This is a genomic window from Pantoea sp. X-Soil-TKNS-1279 (genome assembly GCF_059730565.1).
Window position 1 is genome coordinate 1,116,590 of record NZ_AP035948.1, and the last position, 21,650, is coordinate 1,138,239.

The window sequence follows — 21,650 nt, forward strand, 5'->3', positions numbered from 1 at the left end:
CGGCTAAACCTGATAGGTTTTTACCTGAGGGTGTTTTCGCAATGCGAGGCAATCAAGAGTCACCCCGAATGCCACTGCGATCAACGCCAGGCCCATTCCCACTTCAAACAGGTGAGCCAGTAAATTACCGGGTTGCCAGAATCCTGCGGCGCTCAGCGCCAGCGCCAGCAGCCAGACCGCCAGCATGGCGCAGCCAAGACTAAACAAACGCACCGTCCAGCGATACCCTTGTTGCCACTGGCTACGGGGGAGAAATTCGCCGCTTTGCTGGATTGCATTCAGCGTGTTACGGCACACCCACAGCAGCAGCAGACCAGGCAAACCTGCAACGACGGTAAAGGCATAGAATGTTGGCCATCCCCAGAGTTCCACTAACCAGCCTGCGGCTGGCCCGACATACACTCGACCCACAGCGGAAAGTGCGGAAAGCAGGGCAAACTGTGTCGCAGAGAATGATTTGTTGCACAGTGTCATCAGCAGCGCGACAAAGGCGGCTGTCCCCATGCCGCCGCACAGGTTCTCAATAAATACCGCCCCTGCCATGCTCCATAAATGAGGCGGTGTTACCGCCAGTAGCCAGTACGCAAAATTCGATACCGCCTGCAACAGGCCAAAGATCATCAGCGCCCGGAACAGACTCAGGCGTTGCATCAGCACACCGCCATACAAAGCACCAATGATGGTTGCCAGCAGACCAAGCGTTTTATTGACCAGGCCAACATCGCCCGGATTAAAGCCAACGCCACGGATCAGAAAGGTCGTGGTGAGTGAGGCGGCAAAAGCATCGCCCAGCTTATAAAGGATGATAAGCGTAATCAGTAGCCAGGCATTATTGCGCTGGAAGAAATCTTTCAGCGGCAACGAGACGGCCTGGCGCAAATTACGAGGCTCATTCGCCGGAACTTCAGGTTCTTTAGCCAGCAAGGTCGCGATCAGACCTGGCAACATCAGTATGGCCATCAACCAGTAAGTGGCCTGCCAGCCGAGATAACGATCGGCCAGCCACAACGCAAGACCGCCGGAGATCAGCATCGCGAGGCGGTAGCCTAAAACGGTAATGGCTGCACCGCTGCCGCGTTCTTCGGGCGGTAAGATGTCGGTTTTCCAGGCATCAAACACAATATCTTGCGAGGCAGAACAGAACGCAACCAGCACTGCTACTGCGGCCAGCAGCGTTAAATCCCGGGCGGGCTGCATAAAGCCCATTGCCACGATGCCGCCGATCAACAACAACTGCGTGACCAGCAACCAGCCGCGACGCCGACCGAGGAACGGCGGCGTATATCGGTCCATCATGGGTGACCACAGGAACTTAAAGACGTAGGCCTGGCCAACAAGGGAGAAGAAACCAATGGTTTTCAGGTCGATGTTCTCAACGGTCATCCACGCCTGCAACGTGCCAGCGGTTAACGCCAGCGGAAGTCCGGAGGCGAAGCCCAGTAACAGCAAAACGGCAGCATTACGTTGGGTAAAAATGCGCAGATAGTGAGAAGTCATAACGAACCTGAAGTGAAACCCGGCCAGCAATGACCGGGCGAAGAGCGACGGAATTAGCGGGCGTTCTGTTTAATGAAATTGTGGACGCTCGTATCTTGCGCCATATCAGAGATTACGTCACTTAACGTAGAGTTAACCGCGTTAGTAATTTTGTCATTCGTTGCAGTGAAGGCGCCTTCTACACTATAGGTCTGGCGGTAGTTTTTGACCTGCTTGTTACCATTTTTTGCGGTAGCAATAATAGAAATATCCGCTTTAGTGGTGATGCTGTAACGCACGTTACCCTGGGTAACATCGGCATACAGGCCATTGACTACGATTTGCAGATCAACCGCACCGTTCGGGCCAACCATATAGCCTCGTGCGGTCATCTGTTTCTCCAGCACTTCCTGTAACAGGAAACGCATATCACGCGACGGCGTCAGGGTGACCAACTGACCATCGCGGTTGACTTTAGCCAGCGCCTGGTCGCTACGCTGATCGGCACCATTGATACTGACAGTCACGCCCATCAGGCTTGGGTCCTGCTGCGGCAGCTGAATTTTAGGTTGAATATTCAGCGTTGTATTATTGCTGGCACAGCCGGCCAAAATTAAGGCAGCCAGCAGAGGAAATAACAGTTTTTTCAACATACTCATTCTCATTAGCGGTATATGGGTTGGTTTGCAAAACTGCGGCCATCATAGCATTGCGTGAGTGTGAAAAAAGCCCTATGCCAGTGGAAATTGATTGTAAAGGGTTTTTTCAGATGGATGGAGATAAACCGGCGTTGACCTGGGTGACAGTATGTTTAAGATGCACACCCGGTATTATTTTTTCCTGCTTCCCTGCGGAAATGGCGAAAAACCTACTAATATTTAAACAGATGAGGCACAGCGCTCGCCGTAGAGGAGTGTTACCAATGATTCGCGAAGAAATAGAAGAAAAGCTGCGTAAGGCGTTCGAACCTGCACACCTCGAAGTGCATGATGAGAGCTACCGTCATAACGTGCCTGCTGGTTCTGAAAGTCACTTCAAAGTGGTGATCGTCAGTGACCGCTTTACCGGCCAGCGTTTCCTGGCTCGCCATCGCTCCATCTATAGCGAGCTGACGGCAGAGTTTGCCGGAGGAGTGCATGCGCTGGCACTGCATACTTACACACAAAAAGAGTGGGATGGTTTACAGGATACGGTACTGGCTTCCCCCAATTGCCGTGGTGCGGGTACGCTCGCCTGATTCTTCTCACTTCACCTGCCTAAAAAACGGCCTGCGGGCCGTTTTCACTTCCTTATTTACGCTTAAACGCGATCTGCGGCGCAAAAAAGCAGCAAAGTCGTTCAAAAGTGGTGACTTTGCAGCCTCGACTAGCCTGTATGATGCCGCTATAATGCGGCGTCTATTTTTCCGGAATGTCTTCGGGAGCTTCTGACAACAGGGAACAGGTTCTGTCAGCAGATGCCCTCCCGCTAGTTGGATACGGCGCATTTCATATGTGTGGTGTCTGAAGTTGACCGAGCACGCGATTTTTTGAGGTAGCAAGATGACAGTTTCAGTAGAAACCACTCAGGGTCTGGGCCGTCGCATTACGATTACTGTTGCAGCTGACAGCATCGAAAGCGCAGTGAAGAAAGAACTGGTGGATGTGGCGAAGAAAGTCCGTATCGATGGTTTCCGTAAAGGCAAAGTGCCGATGCAGATCGTAGCGCAGCGCTACGGTGCTTCTGTTCGCCAGGACGTGCTGGGCGATCTGATGCAGCGCAACTTTGTTGACGCCATCATTAAAGAGAAAATCAACCCGGCTGGCGCACCGAACTACGTGCCAGGCGAGTACAAACTGGGTGAAGACTTCACCTACACAGTAGAATTTGAAGTCTACCCGGAAGTTGAGCTGAAAGGTCTCGACGCCATCGAAGTTGAGAAGCCGGTTGTTGAAGTGACCGACGCTGACGTCGATACCATGCTGGAAACCCTGCGTAAGCAGCAGGCGACCTGGAAAGAGAGCGATGCAGCGGCTGGTGCTGAAGATCGCGCGACCATCGACTTCACCGGTTCTGTTGACGGCGAAGAGTTTGAAGGCGGTAAAGCCTCTGACTTCGTACTGGCAATGGGCCAGGGCCGCATGATCCCAGGTTTTGAAGATGGCGTTGTGGGTCACAAAGCGGGTGAAACCTTCACCATCGACGTGAAATTCCCGGACGACTACCACGCGGAAAACCTGAAAGGTAAAGACGCGAAGTTCGAAATCGTACTGAAGAAAGTTGAAGTACGCGAACTGCCGGAACTGACCGAAGAATTCATCAAGCGTTTTGGCGTGGAAGATGGTTCAGTTGCGGGCCTGCGTACTGAAGTGCGTAAGAACATGGAACGTGAGCTGAAAGGTGCAATCCGTAATCGTCTGAAATCTCAGGCGATCGACGGCTTGGTTAATGCCAACGCTATCGACGTACCGGCTGCACTGATTGACAGCGAAATCGATGTTCTGCGTCGCCAGGCGGCTCAGCGTTTCGGTGGCAACGAGAAGCAAGCGCTGGAACTGCCGCGCGAGCTGTTCGAAGAGCAGGCGAAACGCCGCGTTGTTGTTGGTCTGCTGCTGGGCGAAGTAATTCGCACCAACGAACTGCAGGCTGATGAAAACCGCGTTAAAGCGCTGATCGAAGAGATGGCTTCTGCCTACGAAGATCCGCAGGAAGTGATCGAGTTCTACAGCAAGAACAACGAGCTGATGAACAACATGCGCAACGTCGCGCTGGAAGAGCAAGCGGTTGAAGCGGTGCTGGAAAAAGCGAAAGTGACCGAAAAAGCCACCAACTTCCAGGAACTGATGAACCAGACCGCTTCGGCCTGATTCGTTAGTTAACACGAAGTGCGAAGCCCGCGACAAAAAGTCGCGGGCTTTTTTATTTTCTCACGCTGAAAAGTCTGGATTTGTCTTCTATTTGATTAATTAACCGGCAAATTATCCGATAAGCTCTTTTTCCGTGTTAGCGAATAGGGAAAAGGTTGTTATGCTTGAAATAACTGGGCAGCATCCCCAGATACAGGGAGAATGCATGAAGACAGTGAAACTGGCTGATTAACCGTCCTGTTGGTGTCGGAGTGAGGAGGCAGCGCATAGTTTTCATCGCGCGTCTCACGTAAAATCGGTACAGAATGTTGCCAACGAAATTTATCCAGGAGACGGTAATGTCATACAGTGGCGATCGTGAATTTACTGCACCGCACATGGCGCTGGTGCCAATGGTGGTCGAACAAACCTCGCGTGGCGAGCGTTCTTACGACATCTATTCCCGCCTGCTCAAAGAGCGTGTGATCTTTCTGACCGGCCAGGTTGAAGATCATATGGCTAACCTGATCGTGGCGCAGATGCTGTTTCTGGAAGCGGAGAATCCTGAGAAGGACATCTACCTCTACATTAACTCGCCGGGTGGGGTGATTACCGCCGGTATGTCAATTTATGACACAATGAAATTCATTAAGCCGGACGTTAGCACCATTTGTATGGGCCAGGCCTGTTCAATGGGCGCGTTCCTGCTGACGGCAGGCACCAAAGGCAAACGCTTTTGCTTGCCTAACTCACGCGTGATGATCCACCAGCCGCTGGGTGGCTATCAAGGGCAGGCAACGGACATTGAGATCCATGCGCGTGAGATTCTGAAAGTGAAGCAGCGTATGAATGAATTGATGGCTGAACACACCGGTAAATCGCTGGAGCAGATTGAGCGTGACACCGAGCGTGACCGTTTCCTCTCTGCCAGTGAAGCGGTAGAGTATGGCCTGGTCGATTCTATTCTGACGCATCGCCAATAAGACACATCTGCCGGGTCCCTGGGCTATAGTTAACTGGACAACAGGCAGATGAGTTGCATGAATATCGGCCGTAACGTGCGGCCATTGCCGTACGCCCGTATGGCCCGAGAATGAAAAGAGGTTAGCTGATGACAGATAAGCGCAAAGACGGTTCAGGTAAGTTGCTGTACTGCTCTTTTTGCGGCAAAAGCCAGCATGAAGTGCGTAAGCTGATTGCCGGGCCGTCAGTGTATATCTGCGACGAATGTGTCGATTTATGTAACGACATCATTCGCGAAGAGATTAAAGAAGTCGCCCCGCATCGCGAGCGCAGTGCACTACCGACGCCGCATGAAATCCGCCATCATCTCGATGATTATGTTATCGGGCAGGAAAAGGCGAAAAAGGTGCTGGCTGTAGCGGTATATAACCACTACAAACGCTTGCGCAATGGTGACACCAGCAATGGCATTGAACTGGGTAAAAGTAACATTCTGCTGATCGGTCCAACCGGTAGCGGTAAAACCCTGCTGGCGGAAACGCTGGCACGCTTACTGGATGTGCCATTCACCATGGCCGACGCCACCACGCTGACCGAAGCGGGTTACGTGGGCGAGGATGTGGAAAACATCATTCAGAAGCTGCTGCAAAAATGCGATTACGATGTGCAGAAAGCCCAGCGCGGTATTGTCTACATTGATGAAATCGACAAGATTTCACGTAAGTCGGACAACCCGTCTATCACCCGTGACGTATCGGGCGAGGGCGTTCAGCAGGCGTTACTTAAACTGATCGAAGGTACCGTTGCAGCTGTGCCGCCGCAGGGTGGTCGTAAGCATCCGCAGCAGGAGTTTTTGCAGGTTGATACCTCAAAAATCCTGTTTATCTGTGGTGGTGCTTTCGCCGGTCTCGACAAAGTGATTTCTCAGCGCACAGAAACCGGTTCAGGCATTGGTTTTGGCGCAACGGTGAAAGGCAAATCGCAAAAAGCGAGCGAAGGCGAACTGCTGTCTCAGGTAGAGCCGGAAGATTTGATCAAGTTCGGTCTGATTCCTGAGTTTATTGGCCGTCTGCCCGTCGTGGCAACGCTGAATGAACTGAGTGAAGAAGCCCTGATCCAGATTCTGCGTGAGCCGAAAAACGCCCTGACCAAACAGTATCAGGCATTGTTTAACCTGGAAGGCGTTGAGCTGGAATTCCGTGACGAAGCGTTAACGGCGATTGCCAAAAAAGCAATGTCACGCAAAACCGGTGCGCGTGGTCTGCGTTCAATTGTTGAAGCTGCCTTACTCGAAACCATGTACGACCTGCCTTCAATGGAAGACGTCGAAAAAGTGGTGATTGATGAGTCAGTGATTGATGGCCAGTCCGAGCCAATGTTGATCTACGGAAAGCATGAAGCTCAAGCCTCTGGCGAATAAATAAACAATTAAACCACGTTGTTATCTTATAAAAGGGGAAAATCTTTCCCCTTTTGTTTTTCTCACGCCTGTGACATTGAATGTCGGATAAGCATCCCCATATACTCAATATCCTGTGGGTTTAACTGCATATTGATTGTGATCAGGCGGTTCCCATCACCTGGCGGACATTAAACTAAGAGAGAGCTCTATGAATCCTGAGCGTTCTGAACGCATTGAAATCCCTGTGTTGCCTCTGCGCGACGTAGTGGTTTATCCGCACATGGTAATTCCGTTGTTTGTGGGTCGGGAAAAATCGATTCGGTGCCTCGAAGCCGCTATGGATCATGATAAGAAGATCATGCTGGTTGCACAGAAAGAGGCTTCAACGGATGAACCTGGTATTAACGATCTCTTCTCTGTAGGGACCGTCGCTTCGGTATTGCAAATGCTGAAGCTGCCGGATGGTACGGTTAAAGTGCTGGTTGAAGGTTTGCAGCGCGCACATATCACCACGCTGGCAGATAATGGCGACCACTTCGTTGCCCAGGCTGAGTATCTGATCTCGCCCGAAATCGAGGAGCGCGAGCAGGAAGTGCTGGTCCGTACGGCCATCAATCAGTTTGAAGGCTACATCAAGCTTAATAAAAAAATTCCTCCTGAGGTTTTGACCTCACTTAACAGTATTGACGATGCAGCCCGTCTGGCTGACACCGTTGCGGCACATATGCCGTTGAAACTGGCCGACAAACAATCGGTGCTGGAGATGTCCGACGTCAATGAGCGTCTGGAATATCTGATGGCGATGATGGAGTCAGAAATCGATCTGCTACAGGTTGAGAAGCGTATTCGCAACCGCGTGAAAAAGCAGATGGAAAAAAGCCAGCGCGAGTATTACCTCAATGAGCAAATGAAGGCGATTCAGAAAGAGTTGGGCGAGATGGATGATGCGCCTGACGAATATGAAGCGCTGAAACGCAAAATTGAGGCGGCGAAAATGCCGACCGAAGCGCGTGAAAAAGCCGAAGCGGAATTGCAGAAGCTGAAAATGATGTCGCCGATGTCAGCAGAAGCGACCGTGGTACGTGGCTACATCGACTGGATGGTGCAGGTACCGTGGAACGCGCGCAGCAAGGTGAAAAAAGACCTGCGTAAAGCGCAGGAAACGCTGGATACCGACCATTACGGTCTGGAGCGTGTCAAAGACCGCATCCTTGAATATCTTGCAGTACAGAGTCGTGTCAGCAAAATCAAAGGACCGATTCTGTGCCTGGTCGGACCGCCGGGGGTAGGTAAAACCTCGCTGGGTCAGTCGATTGCGAAAGCAACTGGCCGTAAATATGTCCGTATGGCGTTGGGTGGGGTGCGTGATGAAGCAGAGATTCGCGGACATCGCCGTACTTACATCGGTTCAATGCCGGGCAAATTGATCCAGAAAATGGCGAAAGTGGGGGTGAAAAACCCGCTGTTCCTGCTGGATGAAATCGACAAAATGTCGTCCGACATGCGTGGTGATCCGGCTTCGGCACTGCTTGAAGTGCTGGATCCGGAGCAGAACATTGCGTTTAACGATCACTATCTGGAAGTGGATTACGATCTGTCTGACGTGATGTTTGTGGCGACCTCAAACTCGATGAACATCCCGGCACCGCTGCTGGATCGTATGGAAGTGATTCGTCTGTCTGGTTATACCGAAGATGAAAAACTGAACATCGCCAAACAGCACCTGCTGCCGAAACAGATTGAACGTAACGCGCTGAAAGAGAAAGAAATCAGCGTTGATGACAGCGCCATTATGGGCATCATTCGCTACTACACCCGTGAAGCGGGCGTGCGTAGTCTGGAACGTGAACTCTCCAAACTGTGCCGTAAAGCCGTGAAAGCGCTGCTGATGGACAAAGCGAAAAAACACATCACCATCAACGGTGATAACCTCAAAGATTTCCTTGGGGTTCAGCGCTTTGATTATGGTCGCGCGGATAGCGAAAACCGTGTTGGTCAGGTAACCGGTCTGGCGTGGACGGAAGTGGGCGGTGATTTGCTGACCATCGAAACCGCCTGTGTTCCGGGCAAGGGTAAACTGACTTACACCGGTTCGCTGGGTGAAGTGATGCAGGAGTCAATCCAGGCAGCCTTGACTGTCGTGCGTGCGCGTGCAGAGAAATTGGGTATCAACGGTGATTTCTATGAGAAACGTGATATCCATGTGCATGTGCCAGAAGGTGCCACACCGAAAGATGGTCCAAGTGCGGGTATCGCGATGTGTACCGCGCTGGTGTCCTGCCTGACGGGTAATCCGGTGCGTTCTGATGTGGCAATGACCGGTGAGATCACTTTGCGTGGTCAGGTGCTGCCAATCGGTGGTTTGAAAGAAAAACTGCTGGCAGCGCATCGTGGTGGCATCAAAACGGTGTTGATACCGGACGAGAACAAACGCGATCTGGAAGAAATTCCGCAGAACGTGATCGCCGATTTGACCATTCATCCGGTGAAACGCATTGAAGAAGTGCTGAACCTGGCATTGGAAAATGCCCCTTACGGTATGCAGGTTGCGACGGCAAAATAGTGATTAACGGCAAAAACCGTTAAAAAGCGAGGCGGGCAGGCGAAATGGTGCTTGCCAGCCTTTTTTTGTGCCGCTAAGTTAGGGGGCTGCTGGATCAACGATTAAGACGAATACCGTTGTTTCGGCTCAACAGGCTTGATATAACTGGCTGCGCGTTCGTATCCGGCGGGAAGCGCGGATGCGATGTGAATAATAAAAGAGGGGATGAATAGAGTGAATAAGTCACAGTTGATCGACAAAATTGCTGCAGATGCGGATATTTCTAAGGCAGCAGCTGGACGTGTATTAGATGCATTCATGGGTTCCGTTTCTGACGCGCTGAAAGGCGGTGATGAAGTGGCATTGGTTGGTTTCGGTACATTCTCTGTTCGTGAGCGTGCTGCTCGCACAGGCCGTAACCCGCAAACCGGTAAAGAAATCACCATTCCGGCTGGTAAAGTGCCGGGCTTCCGTGCTGGCAAAGCACTGAAAGACGCTGTCAATTAATGACCGCTGTCACATCCGTTGAAGCATTTTCTTCAGCGGATTGAGGACGCAAAAGCCGTTCTCATGTAACATACGGGCACATCAATTTTGATGTGCCTTTTTTTATTCTGATGCGCAGCAAATGGCCCCTTTGGCTGTTGTCTCCGCAGGGTTGTCAGCTGCCAGCCTGAATTGCAGTTGCGCGATGATGACATCGTGTCAGAGCTTTACATTCACACTACAGCGGAGTGTTGTCATACCATGATGGACAATTTACGTGCGGCGGGTAATCACGTCGTGCTCAAAATCATTCTGGGATTGATTATCCTGTCCTTTGTTCTGACTGGGGTGGGTAACTACCTGATCGGCGGTAACAGTGATTATGCTGCCAAAGTTAACGGACATGAGATCAGTCGTGGAGAGCTGGAGCAGGCGTTCAACACTGAGCGTAATCGTCAGCAGCAGATGCTGGGCGACCAATTCTCGCAGCTGGCCAGTAATGAAGGCTACATGCAGCAGATGCGCCAGCAGGCCCTTTCTCAACTGATTGACCAGGCTTTGCTCGATCAGTACATCAAAGATCTGCACATGGGCATCAGTGACGATCAGGTCAGGGATGCGATTTTCAATCAGCAGGCTTTCCAGACCAATGGTAAGTTCGACAACGCCAAATACAACGGTCTGATTACCAGCATGGGTTTCACTGCCGATCAATACGCTGAAGCGCTGCGTAAACAACTGGCAAACCAACAACTGATCAACGCCGTAGCAAACACCGACTTTATGCTAAAAGGCGAAACCAGCAAGCTGGTTGATCTGGTGGCGCAGCAGCGCGAAATTCGTCAGGCCATCATTGATGTCAATGCATTGGCGGCGAAACAAACAACCACCGATGACGAAATCAGCCAGTACTATCAACAGCATCAAAGCAGCTTTATGGCACCGGAGCAGTTCCGCGTCAGCTATATCAAGATGGATGCAGCGAGCTTGCAGGAAAGCGCGAGCGAAGCGGATATTCAGAGCTGGTTTGATCAACACAAAGCCGACTACTCGCAGCCGCAACGTAACCGCTACAGTGTCATTCAGACCAAAACTGAAGCGGATGCCAATGCCGTGTTGGATGCGCTGAAAAAAGGCGAAGATTTCGCTACCCTGGCGAAAAGCAAATCCATCGACCCGATCTCTGCCCGTAAAGGCGGCGACATGGGCTGGCTGGAACCGAACACCACGCCGGATGAACTGAAAAATGCCAATCTGACCGAGAAAGGCCAGCTTTCAGGTGTGATAAAATCCTCGGTTGGTTTCCTGATTGCCCGTCTGGATGATATCCAGCCGGAGCAGGTTAAGCCGCTGTCAGAAGTGCACGATGCAGTTGCTGAAAAAGTGAAGCAGGAAAAAGCCGTTGATGCCTTCTATAAAATGCAACAGAAGGTCAGCGAAGCCGCCAGCAATGACAATGAATCACTGGCAGGCGCAGCTGAGGCCTCTGGCCTGAAAGTGGTTGAAACTGACTGGTTCAGCCAGGACAGCGTGCCGCAGGACCTGGATTTCGACGCGGTTAAACAAGCCATTTTCAACGGTGGCTTAGTCGGACAAAATGGTGCGCCGGGTAATAACTCCGACATCATCTCAGTGGATGGCGACCGCGCGTTTGTCCTGCGTATCAGCGAGCACAAACCTGAAGCAGTCAAACCGCTGGATCAGGTAAAAGCACAAATCGCCGATACCCTGAAGCATGATAAAGCAACCCAGCAGGCGAAAGAGCAGGCGAATAAGTTGCTGGCCGATCTCAATGCCGGTAAGCAGGATGTGCTGCAAGCCGCCGGTCTGACGCTGAGCGCCAGCAAAACCGTCGATCGCAATGCGCAGGACCCGGTAGCACAATCTGCATTCAACCTGCCGCAGCCGGTTGACAACAAACCGTCATGGGGCGTGAGCGAAGACATGCAGGGTAATGTGGTGCTGGTGGCACTGGATAAAGTCAGCACTGGCAGCATGCCACAACCGCAGATTGACCAGATGGTGAAAGGTGTGACGCAGAATAACGCGCAAATCGCCTTCGAAGCCCTGCTGGAAAACCTGCGCAAAGAGGCCAAGATCAAGTACGGCGCAGCCGCACAAATGCAGTAAGCCTCGCAAAAAAATCAGAATGGTTGAAACAGACAAAGGCCGCTTATGCGGCCTTTTCCATTTCTGAGATTCGGCTTTTGAGCCTGATTCTGTGCTGTGACACTCTGCATCTGCTGTTAAACACAAGGAGAGACACAGCATGATCAAACAAACTTTTCAGGTCTTATTCTTCTCGCTGGCCCTTGGCGGTACGGTGTGTTCCACCAGTCTGGCAGCGGCAGAAAGCCCCAGTGAGACACAGGCAACGCAGGTATCACCGCCAGCGGAAGGACAGGTCAGCATCAATCAGGCAAGCGCAGAAGAACTTGCAGCTGCAATGAATGGTATTGGCCTGAAGAAAGCCCAGTCTATCGTTAGTTATCGCGAACAATACGGCCCATTTACAGCAATTGAGCAATTAAAGGAGGTGCCAGGTATCGGTAGCGCGTTGGTTGAGCGTAACAGTGCCCGCCTGAAACTGTGAGAAAGCTCGCGACTCAGGAAGGATGAGGTCAACCTGCATTTACGCTGTGCTATGCTCAACAGGTCCAACCAGTTGTCATTCACAGCGTAATCAGGAGCAATAATGCAGACCACGATCAAAGTGCGCGGTTACCATCTTGACGTCTATCAGCACGTAAACAATGCGCGTTACCTGGAGTTTCTGGAGGAGGCGCGCTGGCAATGGCTGGAGGATGTCGATGCGTTCAACTGGCTGGTACAGCAGAAGCTCGCTTTTGTGGTGGTGAATATCAACATTAACTATCGCCGCCCGGCAGTGCTGGGCGACGTGCTGACGATTGAGAGTGAGATAGCGCAGTTGAATGGCAAGAGTGGCGTTATTTCGCAGCGGGTGTTGTTAGCCGGCGATGGTTCACCGGTTGCCGATGCGGCATTAACCTTTGTCTGCATTGACCTGCGTACGCAAAAAGCAGTGCCAATGGAAGGGGAGTTACGCGAACGGCTGGCGGCATTAATGGTATGACGAGAGGCTGGCGTCAGCGACGCCAGCGGGGTGAAGCGGGATCAGACCAGCCCGCTTTTTTGTTTCATCTGCGCCATGATGGCTGAGGCATTAGCCTGATAATCTGCCAGACCACGGGCGCGCAGATGGCAGGCAGCACATTCGCCACAACCGTCACCTTTGACGCCGTTATAGCAGGTCAGGGTTTCTGCACGCACCAGTGGCAACTGTTGCCAGTAATCCGCCAGTGCCCATGTTTCCGCTTTGTTGAGCCACATCAGCGGCGTTTCGAAACGAATATTGCGCGCCATGCCCAGGCTGACGGCGTTATTCAACGCTTTGACGAATTCATCACGACAGTCAGGGTAACCGGAAAAATCGGTTTCACACACCCCGGTGATGACGGCTTCGGCTTCCACCTGGTATGCATAAATCGAGGCCAGCGTTAAAAACAGAATGTTGCGTCCTGGCACGAAAGTACTCGGCAGGCCGCTGGCATTGGGATCATAGGTCGGCACCGGGATGTTATCACGCGTCAGGCTGCTGACCGCCAATTCGTTCAGCAGCGTTACATCCAGCACCTTGTGCGCGCGTGCGCCAAGTTTCTTTGCCAGTTCGGCCGCAACCTCAATTTCTTCGCGATGACGCTGGCCATAATCAAAGGTGACGCAATGCACTTCATCATACTGCTGCAATGCCTGAATTAAACAGGTGGTGGAGTCTTGTCCGCCACTGAATACTACAACGGCTCTTTTCATCTTTTCTTCCGTATAAAACCCAGCCCTTATGGTAATGGCTCAGCTGTGTGATGAACAGTATCGACTGCGGCGGGAGGAGGGATCCACGCGCGGGTAAAGTCGAACCAGCCCAGGCTGTTAAGTTGAATGCCTTCCACGCCGGGAGGGGCAGAGATTTGATAGCGATAATTAAATAACGGCAGTAGATAACCGGCGCGCATCAGTTGCTCAAACAGCTGGTGGCTAAGAATAGCACGCTGCCCCGGGTCCTGTTGTTGCGCAATTTCGCGCAGATGCTGACGTAAATGGATCGCACTTTGCGTTCCCCGGAGTGGCTGCCATAGCGGATCGTTCTCCAGCCAGCTTATGAGGGTAAACAGCGGCGCATCACCAATCAGGCGATCGCCCATCACCAGATCGGCTTCGGCCAGTTCACGTTCATCGCGCCAACTTTTGACGTCATGAAATATGCAAGTCAGCTGGCAGCCCTGCGCAGCTAATAGCGGCTTCAGGGCTTCCGCCATCACATGTAATTCCACTGGCAGATGATAATGCAAGGTGAGTGCAGCAGGCAGCGTAACCAGCGTTTCTTCCGAGGCAGGCACCGGCCAGCCTGGCAGCAACTCCTGGCTGGGAGTGATCAAGCCTTCATCCAGCGGCAACTGTTGGATCATGCCACTTCGCTGAATCAGGGCAATTAAGGTTTTAGCCTGCGCAGTACCCAGGCGTGCTGAGAGACGGGGAGCCAGATAACAGAATCCGAGACTGATGCTGCGATCGACCGGGCGCAGTGTATCCAGCTCGTCAGGATCGCCAATGGCGATTTGTACCGGATGGCGGCAACTGGTGCCCAGGGTGCGATCAAACAGTTGGGGGGTGATCCAGTATTCAACCGCCTGAATCAATGGGCGTTGCAGATGCCAGCGCGCATGGCTTTCCAGTCGTACCAGTTCAGCGGCGAAATGCGTCAGTTTCCATGCACCGCTACCGATGTCATCACGTTCAGGATGTGGCAACAGGCAGTATTGGTGCGCCAACCGTTGTGGCAGCCAGTAGTCACTGTGACGCAGTCGAATACGTAGCGCCAGTGGATGGGGCGCAGTGATACTTTCCACCGAGGCAAGCAACCGCAACCCCGGAGTACTATGGCGGATCTTGTTAAACTGCGTGACCAGTTGCGCGGCATACAGCGGTTCATCGTTATGCCAGCATAATTGCGGGCGCAACCAGAAAAACCAGTCACAGCCCGTGGCGTCATGTTGCCAGTGATGAGCCAAATCACCCACGACATCGTCGCCGTTGAAGCGTGTCAGACCAGAGAAAATCTGGCGCGCCAGGTGCTGTTCGGCACGTCCGGTTATTCTCAGCGGGCGCAAGGGTTCAAGGGCACGATAGTAGGGAATGCGTAATACCGGAGCCTGGTTAAGCCACTGACCGCCCATCAACGGACGCAACATGTTCAACAGATGATCGGGTTGCACATCCAGCACCTGCAATGCCTGCACCGCTTCGCCTGCGGCGAGTTGCTGCTGCAAAAGTTGCTGGCGTAGCTGTTCCGGTGACGTGAAAAAGGTCAGGATTCCCTGTTTTCCGCGACCCGCAGCACCCTGCCAACGCAGCCAGCCCGCGTCCTGCCACTGGCGCAGCAGGGTGCGAATATGGCGTTCGCTGCAAAAGCAGTGCTGTGCCATGGCGGAAACACTCAGTTGCTGGGGGGCACCCTGGCTAAGGTGCCAGAGCCGCTGGAATTGATTGACCCGATGAAGTTGCCGCATCACCTAAACCCGGAACAGTTTTCGAAAAGTATTCACTATTAGTTCCGCAATTACCAGGCGATAGTGGGAGTATCACACCGACAGGAGAACTCGCATGGCCCGCCTCGCGGCATTTGATATGGACGGTACGCTTCTGCTGCCGACTCATCGCCTGGGTACAGAAACTCTCGCCAGTTTGCACGCCCTGCATCAACGTGACGTCACGCTGGCGTTTGCTACCGGACGTCATCTGCTGGATATGCAGCCGGTGGTACGTGAGCAAATCACGCTACCCGCCTGGCTGATTACCGGCAATGGTACCCGCGTACACGACCTGGATGGCAAACAGTTATATGGCTGCGATCTGCCGCCTTCTATCGCCGAAGAGGTGATTCATCGCCACTGGCAAACACCTGCGACCATTCATATTTTCAATGATGAAGGCTGGTTTACCGACAAACCGCTGCCCTGGGTGCGGGAAGCGCATGTAATGAGCGGCTTCCACTATCAACTGCGTGATCTGCAACGTATGTCGGCGCATGAAGTCACCAAGATCTGTTTTATTGCCCCGCATGAGACGTTGTGTTTACTGAAAACCGAACTGGATGCGGCATTAGGTGAACGCGCGAATATCTGTTTTTCTGCCTGGGATTGCCTGGAAGTATTACCGCTGGATTGTCACAAAGGGGCGGCTCTGGCGCGACTATGCCAGCATCTTTCCCTGTCGCTTGCCGATTGTATGGCGTTTGGCGATGCCATGAACGATCGCGAAATGCTGGACCGTGTCGGCAACGGTTTCATCATGGGCAATGCCATGCCTCAATTGAAAGCGGAGTTGCCGCATTTGCCGGTTATTGGACATTGCGAGACACAGGCTGTGTCTCACTATTTAAATCACTGGATGACCACACCACACCTCGATTATTCCCCCGAATGCTGAGGCTTGCAGTGAACCGGACAGGATGTCCGGTTTTTTATTGCATCTCTCGCTGCCACGGCTGGATATCGCCAATGTGCTGCGCGACCCATTCCGCGTTGTAATAGGTATCCGGATAGCGTTCGCCGCTGTCGCACAGTATCGTTACCAGCGAACCCTGTTCACCCCGTTCACGCATACGTTTCGCCACCTGCAACATACCCCAGAAATTGGTGCCGGTAGAGGCTCCCGGACGGCGGCCGAGAATCTGTTCCAGCTTCAGCATGGCAGCAACGGTTGCGGCATCCGGCACCTTGATCATCTCGTCAATCACATCGGGTAAAAACGACGGTTCAACGCGTGGACGGCCAATGCCTTCAATCATGCTGCCGCGGTCGCTACTCAGTCCGTGCTCGCGGCTGTGCCAGAAATCAAAAAACACCGAGTGCTCAGGGTCGACCACCAGCAGTCGGGTGTCATAGCCTTGATAACGGATATAACGCCCGAGGGTGGCGGAGGTTCCGCCTGTACCCGCACTCATAATCAGGGTATGTGGCACCGGGCAAGGTTCATGCGCCATCTGGCGAAAGATGCTCTCGGCGATGTTGTTATTGCCGCGCCAGTCAGTGGCACGCTCAGCATAGGTAAACTGATCCATAAAATGGCCGTTCAACTCACGCGCCAGTCGTTCCGATTCACTATACAACTGGCAGGGATCGGTCACGAAATGACACTCCCCACCATAAAAGCGGATCAACTCGATTTTACGTTTAGCCGTGCTGGCGGGCATCACGGCAATAAATGGCAGCCCCAGCAGACGCGCAAAATAGGCTTCTGAAACCGCAGTGCTGCCGGAAGAGGCTTCAATAATTGGCGTTCCCTGGCGGATCCAACCATTGGCCAGACCGTACAAAAACAGCGAACGCGCCAGACGGTGTTTCAGGCTACCGCTCGGATGGGTGCTTTCATCTTTCAGGTAAAAACCAATGCCGGGAAAATCATCCAGGTTAAAGCGAATCAGATGGGTGTCGGCAGAGCGCTGAAAGTCAGCGTTAATTTCGTTAATAGCGTGACGAATCCAGGGCGTTTGCATGCTAAGTTTCCGCAAAATTTAATCGCCACAGTGTAAGGCACTGGCAGGAAAAAGAGGTTGCTTTAATCGGTGTATAATGGCTCGATGAGAGAAAAATTTTCTCCCGGAGAGGTAAATGCTAGATAAAACTGACCGTAAACTGCTGGCGCTATTACAGCAGGATTGCACCTTGTCACTCCAGACGCTGGCAGATGCGGTCAATCTCACCACCACCCCGTGCTGGAAACGCCTGAAAAAACTGGAAGATGATGGCATTATTCGTGCGCGCGTGGCGCTGTTAGACGGCGATAAAATCGGTCTGGCGCTGACCGCGTTCATGTTTGTCAAAACCCAGCAGCATAGCAGCGACTGGTATCAGCAATTTGTCAGCGTGGTCCAGCAGATGCCGGAGGTAATGGCGTTCTATCGTATGGCCGGCGAATATGACTATCTGCTGCGTATTCAGGTGGCAGATATGAAAAGTTACGATGGTTTTTATAAGCGGCTGGTGAATGGCGTACCGGGTCTGATTGACGTGACCTCCAGTTTCGCGATGGAAGAAATTAAATACACAACCGCATTGCCGGTAGCACCCTGACGGGTAAAGAAAGAGACAGTCTTGTGCGATTATTCAGCCAGTTAAGTTGGTATTTTCTGCGCGAGTGGCGGCGATATCTGGGCGCGGTCACTCTGCTCATCATCATTGCGCTTCTGCAATTGCTGCCACCGCATTTGGTGGGCGTAATTGTTGATGGCGTTACCCAACATACCTTAAGCACCGGACGACTGATGATGTGGATCGGCGTGATGCTGGTCACTGCGGTGGTGGTTTATCTGCTGCGTTATGTCTGGCGCGTGCTGCTGTTCGGAGCCTCTTACCAACTGGCGGTGAAATTACGTGAAGATTTTTACCGTCAATTGAGCCGCCAGCATCCGGCATTTTACCTGCGTCATCGCACCGGTGATCTGATTGCCCGTGCTACCAACGATGTTGACCGCGTGGTTTTTGCCGCCGGGGAAGGGGTGCTGACGCTGGTGGATTCACTGGTGATGGGTTGTGTGGTGCTGGTGGTGATGAGCGTACAAATCAGCTGGCAGTTGACGTTACTGGCGTTGGTACCGATGCCGATTATGGCTCTGATTATCCATCGTTACGGCAATCAGCTGCATGACCGTTTCAAACTGGCACAGGCGGCATTCTCCAGCCTGAATGATCAAACTCAGGAAAGCCTGACCAGCATTCGCATGATCAAAGCCTTTGGTCTGGAAGATCATCAATCGCAGCAGTTTGCGGCCATCGCGCGCGATACTGGCGAGAAAAACCTGCGAGTGGCAAGGGTAGATGCGCGTTTTGATCCCACCATCTATATCGCGATTGGTTTCTCCAATTTGCTGGCGATTGGTGGCGGGAGCTGGATGGTGTGGCATGGCAGCCTGACGTTAGGGCAGCTCACCAGCTTTGTAATGTACCTCGGCCTGATGATTTGGCCGATGCTGGCACTGGCGTGGATGTTCAATATCGTTGAGCGTGGCAGCGCGGCCTGGAGCCGTATCCGTGCGTTGCTGGCGGAAGCTCCGGCAGTGGAAGACGGCCAACAAATGCTGCCGCCGGAAGCAGGGAATTTGCAGGTGGCGATCCGCGAGTTTCGCTATCCGGCGAGTGCCGGTGTGGCGCTCAGCCATGTCAATTTTCAGCTCAAACCCGGCCAAATGCTGGGCTTATGTGGCCCCACTGGCTGTGGCAAAAGCACGCTGTTAAGTTTGCTTCAGCGCCATTTCGACCTTGAACAAGGCGATATTCGCTATCACAACACCCCGCTGTCGCAGTTGCGCATTGATAGCTGGCGCAGCCGCCTGGCGGTGGTGAGCCAGACGCCGTTTCTGTTTTCCGATACCGTCGCCAATAACCTTGCGTTAGGTCGACCCAATGCCAGCCAGCAGGAGATTGAGCAGGTGGCGAAGATGGCCTGCGTTCATGAGGATATCCTGCGGCTGCCGCAGGGCTATGAAACCGAGGTGGGTGAACGTGGCGTGATGCTCTCAGGCGGTCAGAAGCAGCGCATCGCTATTGCGCGTGCGCTGTTGCTGAATGCCGAGATCCTGATTCTGGATGATGCATTATCTGCGGTGGATGGACGCACCGAGCACGATATTCTGCACAACCTGCGGCAATGGGGTCGGGGCCGTACGCTGATTATCAGTGCGCATCGTCTGTCGGCGCTGACCGAAGCCAGCGAAATTCTGGTATTGCAGCAGGGTCAGGTGATGCAGCGTGGCGACCACGACGATCTGGTGGCAGAAAGCGGTTGGTATCGTGATATGTACCGTTATCAGCAACTGGAAGCGGCGCTGGACGAGGATGAGATCAGCGAAGGAGCGAGTCGTGGCTAAATCTGTGCGTCTGTGGCCAACCTTGAAACGTTTACTGGCCTACGGCAAACCGTGGCGTAAATCGTTATGGCTGGCCGTGGGCATGTTATGGCTGGCGGCGGCGGCCGAAGTCACCGGCCCGGTGTTAGTCAGTTATTTTATTGATCATCTGGTGGCGCAACACCAGATGCCGTGGGGCATTGTCGCCGGGTTGGTAGTCGGATTTATTCTGCTGCAATTGCTGGCAGCGGGCCTGCACTATTTTCAGTCGTTGCTGTTCAACCGCGCGGCGATCGGCGTGGTGCAAAAATTACGTTCTGATGTGATGAATGCCGCGCTACGACAGCCGTTAAGCGCCTTCGATACCCAACCGGTCGGGCAAATCATCTCACGCGTGACCAACGATACCGAGGTGATCCGCGATCTGTATGTCACGGTGGTGGCAACGGTGTTGCGCAGTGCGGCGTTGATCGGCGCGATGCTGGTGGCGATGTTTGCGCTCGACTGGCGTATGGCGCTGGTGGCGATTGTAATGTTCCCGCTGGTATTGACGGTGATGTTGATCTATCAGCGCTACAGCACACCGATAGCGCGCCGGGTGCGTAGCTATCTGGCCGACATCAATAACGGCTTCAATGAAGTGATTAACGGCATGAGTGTCATCCAGCAGTTCCGCCAGCAGGCGCGTTTTGGTGAGCGCATGGGGGAGGCCAGCCGTTCGCACTATCTGGCGCGAATGGAGACGCTACGACTGGATGGCTTCTTGCTGCGTCCATTGCTGAGTTTATTCTCTGCACTGATTTTGTGCGGCCTGCTGATGCTGTTCAGCTTTGCTAACCCTGGCGTATTTGAGGTGGGCGTTCTGTATGCCTTTATCACTTACCTCGGGCGTCTGAATGAGCCGTTGATTGAACTCACTACCCAGCAATCGATGCTGCAACAGGCGGTGGTGTCGGGTGAGCGCATTTTTGAGTTGATGGATGCGACTCAGCAGGATTACGGCCTGGATAACCGGCCACTGGCCTCCGGGCGTATTTCCCTGCGTGATGTCAGCTTTGCCTATCGCGCCGATCGTGACGTGTTAAGCCAGATCGATCTGGACGTGCCGCCCCGTGGCTTTATTGCGTTGGTTGGCCATACCGGCAGTGGCAAAAGTACGCTGGCAAACCTGCTGATGGGCTACTACCCGGTGACGCGCGGCAGTATCGAACTGGACGGTCGTCCATTGCCACAACTGACGCATCAGGCGTTACGTCAGGGGGTAGCGATGGTGCAACAGGACCCGGTGGTGCTGGCAGATACCTTGCTCGCCAATGTCCGTCTTGGGCGCGATATCCCGGAGCAGGCGGTGTGGAAGGCGCTGGAGACGGTGCAGCTTGCCGCGCTGGTGCGCGCTATGCCGGAGGGTATTCACACCCGGTTGGGCGAGCAGGGCAATAACCTGTCGGTCGGTCAGAAACAGTTGTTAGCGCTGGCGCGGGTGCTGGTATCGCTGCCGCAAATTTTGATCCTTGATGAAGCCACCGCCAATATCGATTCCGGCACTGAGCAGGCGATTCAGCACGCCCTGCGTGCCTTGCGTCAGCACAGCACGCTGGTGGTGATCGCGCATCGCCTCTCCACTATTACTGAGGCAGACCAGATTCTGGTCCTGCATCGCGGTCAGGTCGCTGAACGCGGTACGCATACCCAGTTACTGGCGCAACAGGGGCGTTACTGGCAAATGTACCAGCTGCAACAGGCGGGCGATGAACTCGCGGCGGGCATTCCCTTAACGACTGAAGGGTGACTTGCACCTTTTTTGCGCACCTTTATCGGATTATTCTGTAGAAATGCACTTCTTTGAGGCTACAAGCACCAAAGAGGTGCAAACAATCCACTCCTTTCTTCCTTTCCTGCTGGTATTTGTGTTGTTCATCACAGAACGAAGCGCGCTGCAGCGCGGCTAATCTGCTGACTCTGCGGTTTTTTTATTTATGGCACACCCTTTGCTTATATCCCTGCGTGTCCGGTAAGACTCACTCATTAAATACC

General features: G+C 53.2%; 18 protein-coding genes. 13 read left to right on the forward strand and 5 right to left on the reverse strand.

What is annotated here, in order from left to right; translation table 11 throughout:
- Window positions 1-3: 3 nt before the first annotated feature.
- Window positions 4-1,497, reverse strand: a complete 1,494-nt coding sequence (ampG, locus tag AC6I8N_RS05075) for a muropeptide MFS transporter AmpG (RefSeq protein ID WP_497830176.1) — start codon at window positions 1,495-1,497, stop codon at window positions 4-6.
- A gap of 53 nt (window positions 1,498-1,550) precedes the next feature.
- The gene (locus AC6I8N_RS05080) at window positions 1,551-2,129 is read right to left on the reverse strand and encodes a lipoprotein (RefSeq protein ID WP_021185842.1); all 579 of its coding nucleotides are present in this window, start codon (window positions 2,127-2,129) and stop codon (window positions 1,551-1,553) included.
- A gap of 269 nt (window positions 2,130-2,398) precedes the next feature.
- Here AC6I8N_RS05080 and bolA point away from each other — a divergent pair, with 269 nt between their 5' ends.
- The 9 genes from bolA to AC6I8N_RS05125 all read left to right on the forward strand — a co-directional run bounded on the left by bolA (window position 2,399) and on the right by AC6I8N_RS05125 (window position 12,788).
- On the forward strand, window positions 2,399-2,713 hold the full coding sequence (bolA, locus tag AC6I8N_RS05085; protein WP_013508132.1) for a transcriptional regulator BolA: 315 nt from the start codon (window positions 2,399-2,401) through the stop codon (window positions 2,711-2,713).
- A 304-nt stretch (window positions 2,714-3,017) separates the two neighbouring features.
- Complete coding sequence (tig, locus tag AC6I8N_RS05090) at window positions 3,018-4,322, forward strand: trigger factor (protein ID WP_021185841.1); 1,305 nt, start codon at window positions 3,018-3,020, stop codon at window positions 4,320-4,322.
- Between the two features lie 338 nt (window positions 4,323-4,660).
- Window positions 4,661-5,284, forward strand: coding sequence for an ATP-dependent Clp endopeptidase proteolytic subunit ClpP (gene clpP / locus AC6I8N_RS05095; RefSeq protein WP_013508134.1), 624 nt, complete (start codon window positions 4,661-4,663; stop codon window positions 5,282-5,284).
- A 128-nt stretch (window positions 5,285-5,412) separates the two neighbouring features.
- The gene (gene clpX, locus AC6I8N_RS05100) at window positions 5,413-6,684 is read left to right on the forward strand and encodes an ATP-dependent protease ATP-binding subunit ClpX (protein ID WP_021185840.1); all 1,272 of its coding nucleotides are present in this window, start codon (window positions 5,413-5,415) and stop codon (window positions 6,682-6,684) included.
- A 190-nt stretch (window positions 6,685-6,874) separates the two neighbouring features.
- Window positions 6,875-9,229, forward strand: a complete 2,355-nt coding sequence (gene lon, locus AC6I8N_RS05105) for an endopeptidase La (RefSeq protein WP_013508136.1) — start codon at window positions 6,875-6,877, stop codon at window positions 9,227-9,229.
- A 213-nt stretch (window positions 9,230-9,442) separates the two neighbouring features.
- Entirely contained in the window at window positions 9,443-9,715 is a 273-nt protein-coding gene (gene hupB, locus AC6I8N_RS05110; protein ID WP_014606441.1) for a nucleoid-associated protein HU-beta, read from the forward strand.
- 240 nt (window positions 9,716-9,955) lie between these two features.
- Window positions 9,956-11,824 carry a peptidylprolyl isomerase gene (gene ppiD / locus AC6I8N_RS05115; protein WP_208724959.1) on the forward strand — a complete coding sequence of 623 codons (1,869 nt, stop codon included), beginning with the start codon at window positions 9,956-9,958 and terminating at the stop codon, window positions 11,822-11,824.
- A 139-nt stretch (window positions 11,825-11,963) separates the two neighbouring features.
- Window positions 11,964-12,287 (forward strand): ComEA family DNA-binding protein, encoded by a 324-nt coding sequence (locus AC6I8N_RS05120; protein ID WP_021185838.1) that lies wholly within the window; start codon window positions 11,964-11,966, stop codon window positions 12,285-12,287.
- Window positions 12,288-12,389: 102 nt separating this feature from the next.
- Window positions 12,390-12,788 (forward strand): acyl-CoA thioesterase, encoded by a 399-nt coding sequence (locus AC6I8N_RS05125; RefSeq protein ID WP_021185837.1) that lies wholly within the window; start codon window positions 12,390-12,392, stop codon window positions 12,786-12,788.
- A gap of 41 nt (window positions 12,789-12,829) precedes the next feature.
- On the opposite strand, the gene queC is transcribed toward AC6I8N_RS05125, so the two are convergent.
- Together queC and AC6I8N_RS05135 are read right to left on the reverse strand one after the other, a co-directional pair.
- Window positions 12,830-13,525: a 7-cyano-7-deazaguanine synthase QueC gene (gene queC / locus AC6I8N_RS05130; protein WP_497830177.1), complete on the reverse strand. Its 696-nt coding sequence runs from the start codon at window positions 13,523-13,525 to the stop codon at window positions 12,830-12,832.
- 26 nt (window positions 13,526-13,551) lie between these two features.
- Window positions 13,552-15,279, reverse strand: a complete 1,728-nt coding sequence (locus AC6I8N_RS05135) for an SgrR family transcriptional regulator (protein ID WP_497830178.1) — start codon at window positions 15,277-15,279, stop codon at window positions 13,552-13,554.
- A 94-nt stretch (window positions 15,280-15,373) separates the two neighbouring features.
- On the opposite strand from AC6I8N_RS05135, the gene cof reads away from it, so the two are divergent.
- Window positions 15,374-16,198 carry an HMP-PP phosphatase gene (cof, locus tag AC6I8N_RS05140; RefSeq protein WP_497830179.1) on the forward strand — a complete coding sequence of 275 codons (825 nt, stop codon included), beginning with the start codon at window positions 15,374-15,376 and terminating at the stop codon, window positions 16,196-16,198.
- A gap of 34 nt (window positions 16,199-16,232) precedes the next feature.
- Here cof and AC6I8N_RS05145 read toward each other — a convergent pair whose 3' ends face one another.
- Window positions 16,233-17,267, reverse strand: a complete 1,035-nt coding sequence (locus tag AC6I8N_RS05145; protein WP_208724963.1) for a PLP-dependent cysteine synthase family protein — start codon at window positions 17,265-17,267, stop codon at window positions 16,233-16,235.
- A gap of 115 nt (window positions 17,268-17,382) precedes the next feature.
- Here AC6I8N_RS05145 and AC6I8N_RS05150 point away from each other — a divergent pair, with 115 nt between their 5' ends.
- Genes AC6I8N_RS05150 through AC6I8N_RS05160 form a run of 3 tightly spaced genes read left to right on the forward strand, consistent with a single transcriptional unit; the run spans window position 17,383 to window position 21,405 of the window.
- Window positions 17,383-17,844 carry an Lrp/AsnC family transcriptional regulator gene (locus AC6I8N_RS05150; RefSeq protein WP_021185832.1) on the forward strand — a complete coding sequence of 154 codons (462 nt, stop codon included), beginning with the start codon at window positions 17,383-17,385 and terminating at the stop codon, window positions 17,842-17,844.
- A 23-nt stretch (window positions 17,845-17,867) separates the two neighbouring features.
- A complete protein-coding gene (locus AC6I8N_RS05155; protein ID WP_021185831.1) occupies window positions 17,868-19,637 on the forward strand; it encodes a SmdA family multidrug ABC transporter permease/ATP-binding protein in 1,770 nt (589 codons plus the stop codon).
- Window positions 19,630-21,405 (forward strand): SmdB family multidrug efflux ABC transporter permease/ATP-binding protein, encoded by a 1,776-nt coding sequence (locus AC6I8N_RS05160; RefSeq protein WP_497830180.1) that lies wholly within the window; start codon window positions 19,630-19,632, stop codon window positions 21,403-21,405. Before AC6I8N_RS05155 ends, AC6I8N_RS05160 begins: the two co-directional genes overlap by 8 nt.
- Window positions 21,406-21,650: the final 245 nt, after the last annotated feature.

Coding starts and splice junctions, on each gene's coding strand:
- ampG (WP_497830176.1), bottom strand. CDS start 1,497: ATGACTTCTCACTATCTGCGCATTTTTACCCAACGTAATGCTGCCGTT.
- AC6I8N_RS05080 (WP_021185842.1), bottom strand. CDS start 2,129: ATGTTGAAAAAACTGTTATTTCCTCTGCTGGCTGCCTTAATTTTGGCC.
- bolA (WP_013508132.1), top strand. CDS start 2,399: ATGATTCGCGAAGAAATAGAAGAAAAGCTGCGTAAGGCGTTCGAACCT.
- tig (WP_021185841.1), top strand. CDS start 3,018: ATGACAGTTTCAGTAGAAACCACTCAGGGTCTGGGCCGTCGCATTACG.
- clpP (WP_013508134.1), top strand. CDS start 4,661: ATGTCATACAGTGGCGATCGTGAATTTACTGCACCGCACATGGCGCTG.
- clpX (WP_021185840.1), top strand. CDS start 5,413: ATGACAGATAAGCGCAAAGACGGTTCAGGTAAGTTGCTGTACTGCTCT.
- lon (WP_013508136.1), top strand. CDS start 6,875: ATGAATCCTGAGCGTTCTGAACGCATTGAAATCCCTGTGTTGCCTCTG.
- ppiD (WP_208724959.1), top strand. CDS start 9,956: ATGATGGACAATTTACGTGCGGCGGGTAATCACGTCGTGCTCAAAATC.
- AC6I8N_RS05120 (WP_021185838.1), top strand. CDS start 11,964: ATGATCAAACAAACTTTTCAGGTCTTATTCTTCTCGCTGGCCCTTGGC.
- AC6I8N_RS05125 (WP_021185837.1), top strand. CDS start 12,390: ATGCAGACCACGATCAAAGTGCGCGGTTACCATCTTGACGTCTATCAG.
- queC (WP_497830177.1), bottom strand. CDS start 13,525: ATGAAAAGAGCCGTTGTAGTATTCAGTGGCGGACAAGACTCCACCACC.
- AC6I8N_RS05135 (WP_497830178.1), bottom strand. CDS start 15,279: ATGCGGCAACTTCATCGGGTCAATCAATTCCAGCGGCTCTGGCACCTT.
- cof (WP_497830179.1), top strand. CDS start 15,374: ATGGCCCGCCTCGCGGCATTTGATATGGACGGTACGCTTCTGCTGCCG.
- AC6I8N_RS05145 (WP_208724963.1), bottom strand. CDS start 17,267: ATGCAAACGCCCTGGATTCGTCACGCTATTAACGAAATTAACGCTGAC.
- AC6I8N_RS05150 (WP_021185832.1), top strand. CDS start 17,383: ATGCTAGATAAAACTGACCGTAAACTGCTGGCGCTATTACAGCAGGAT.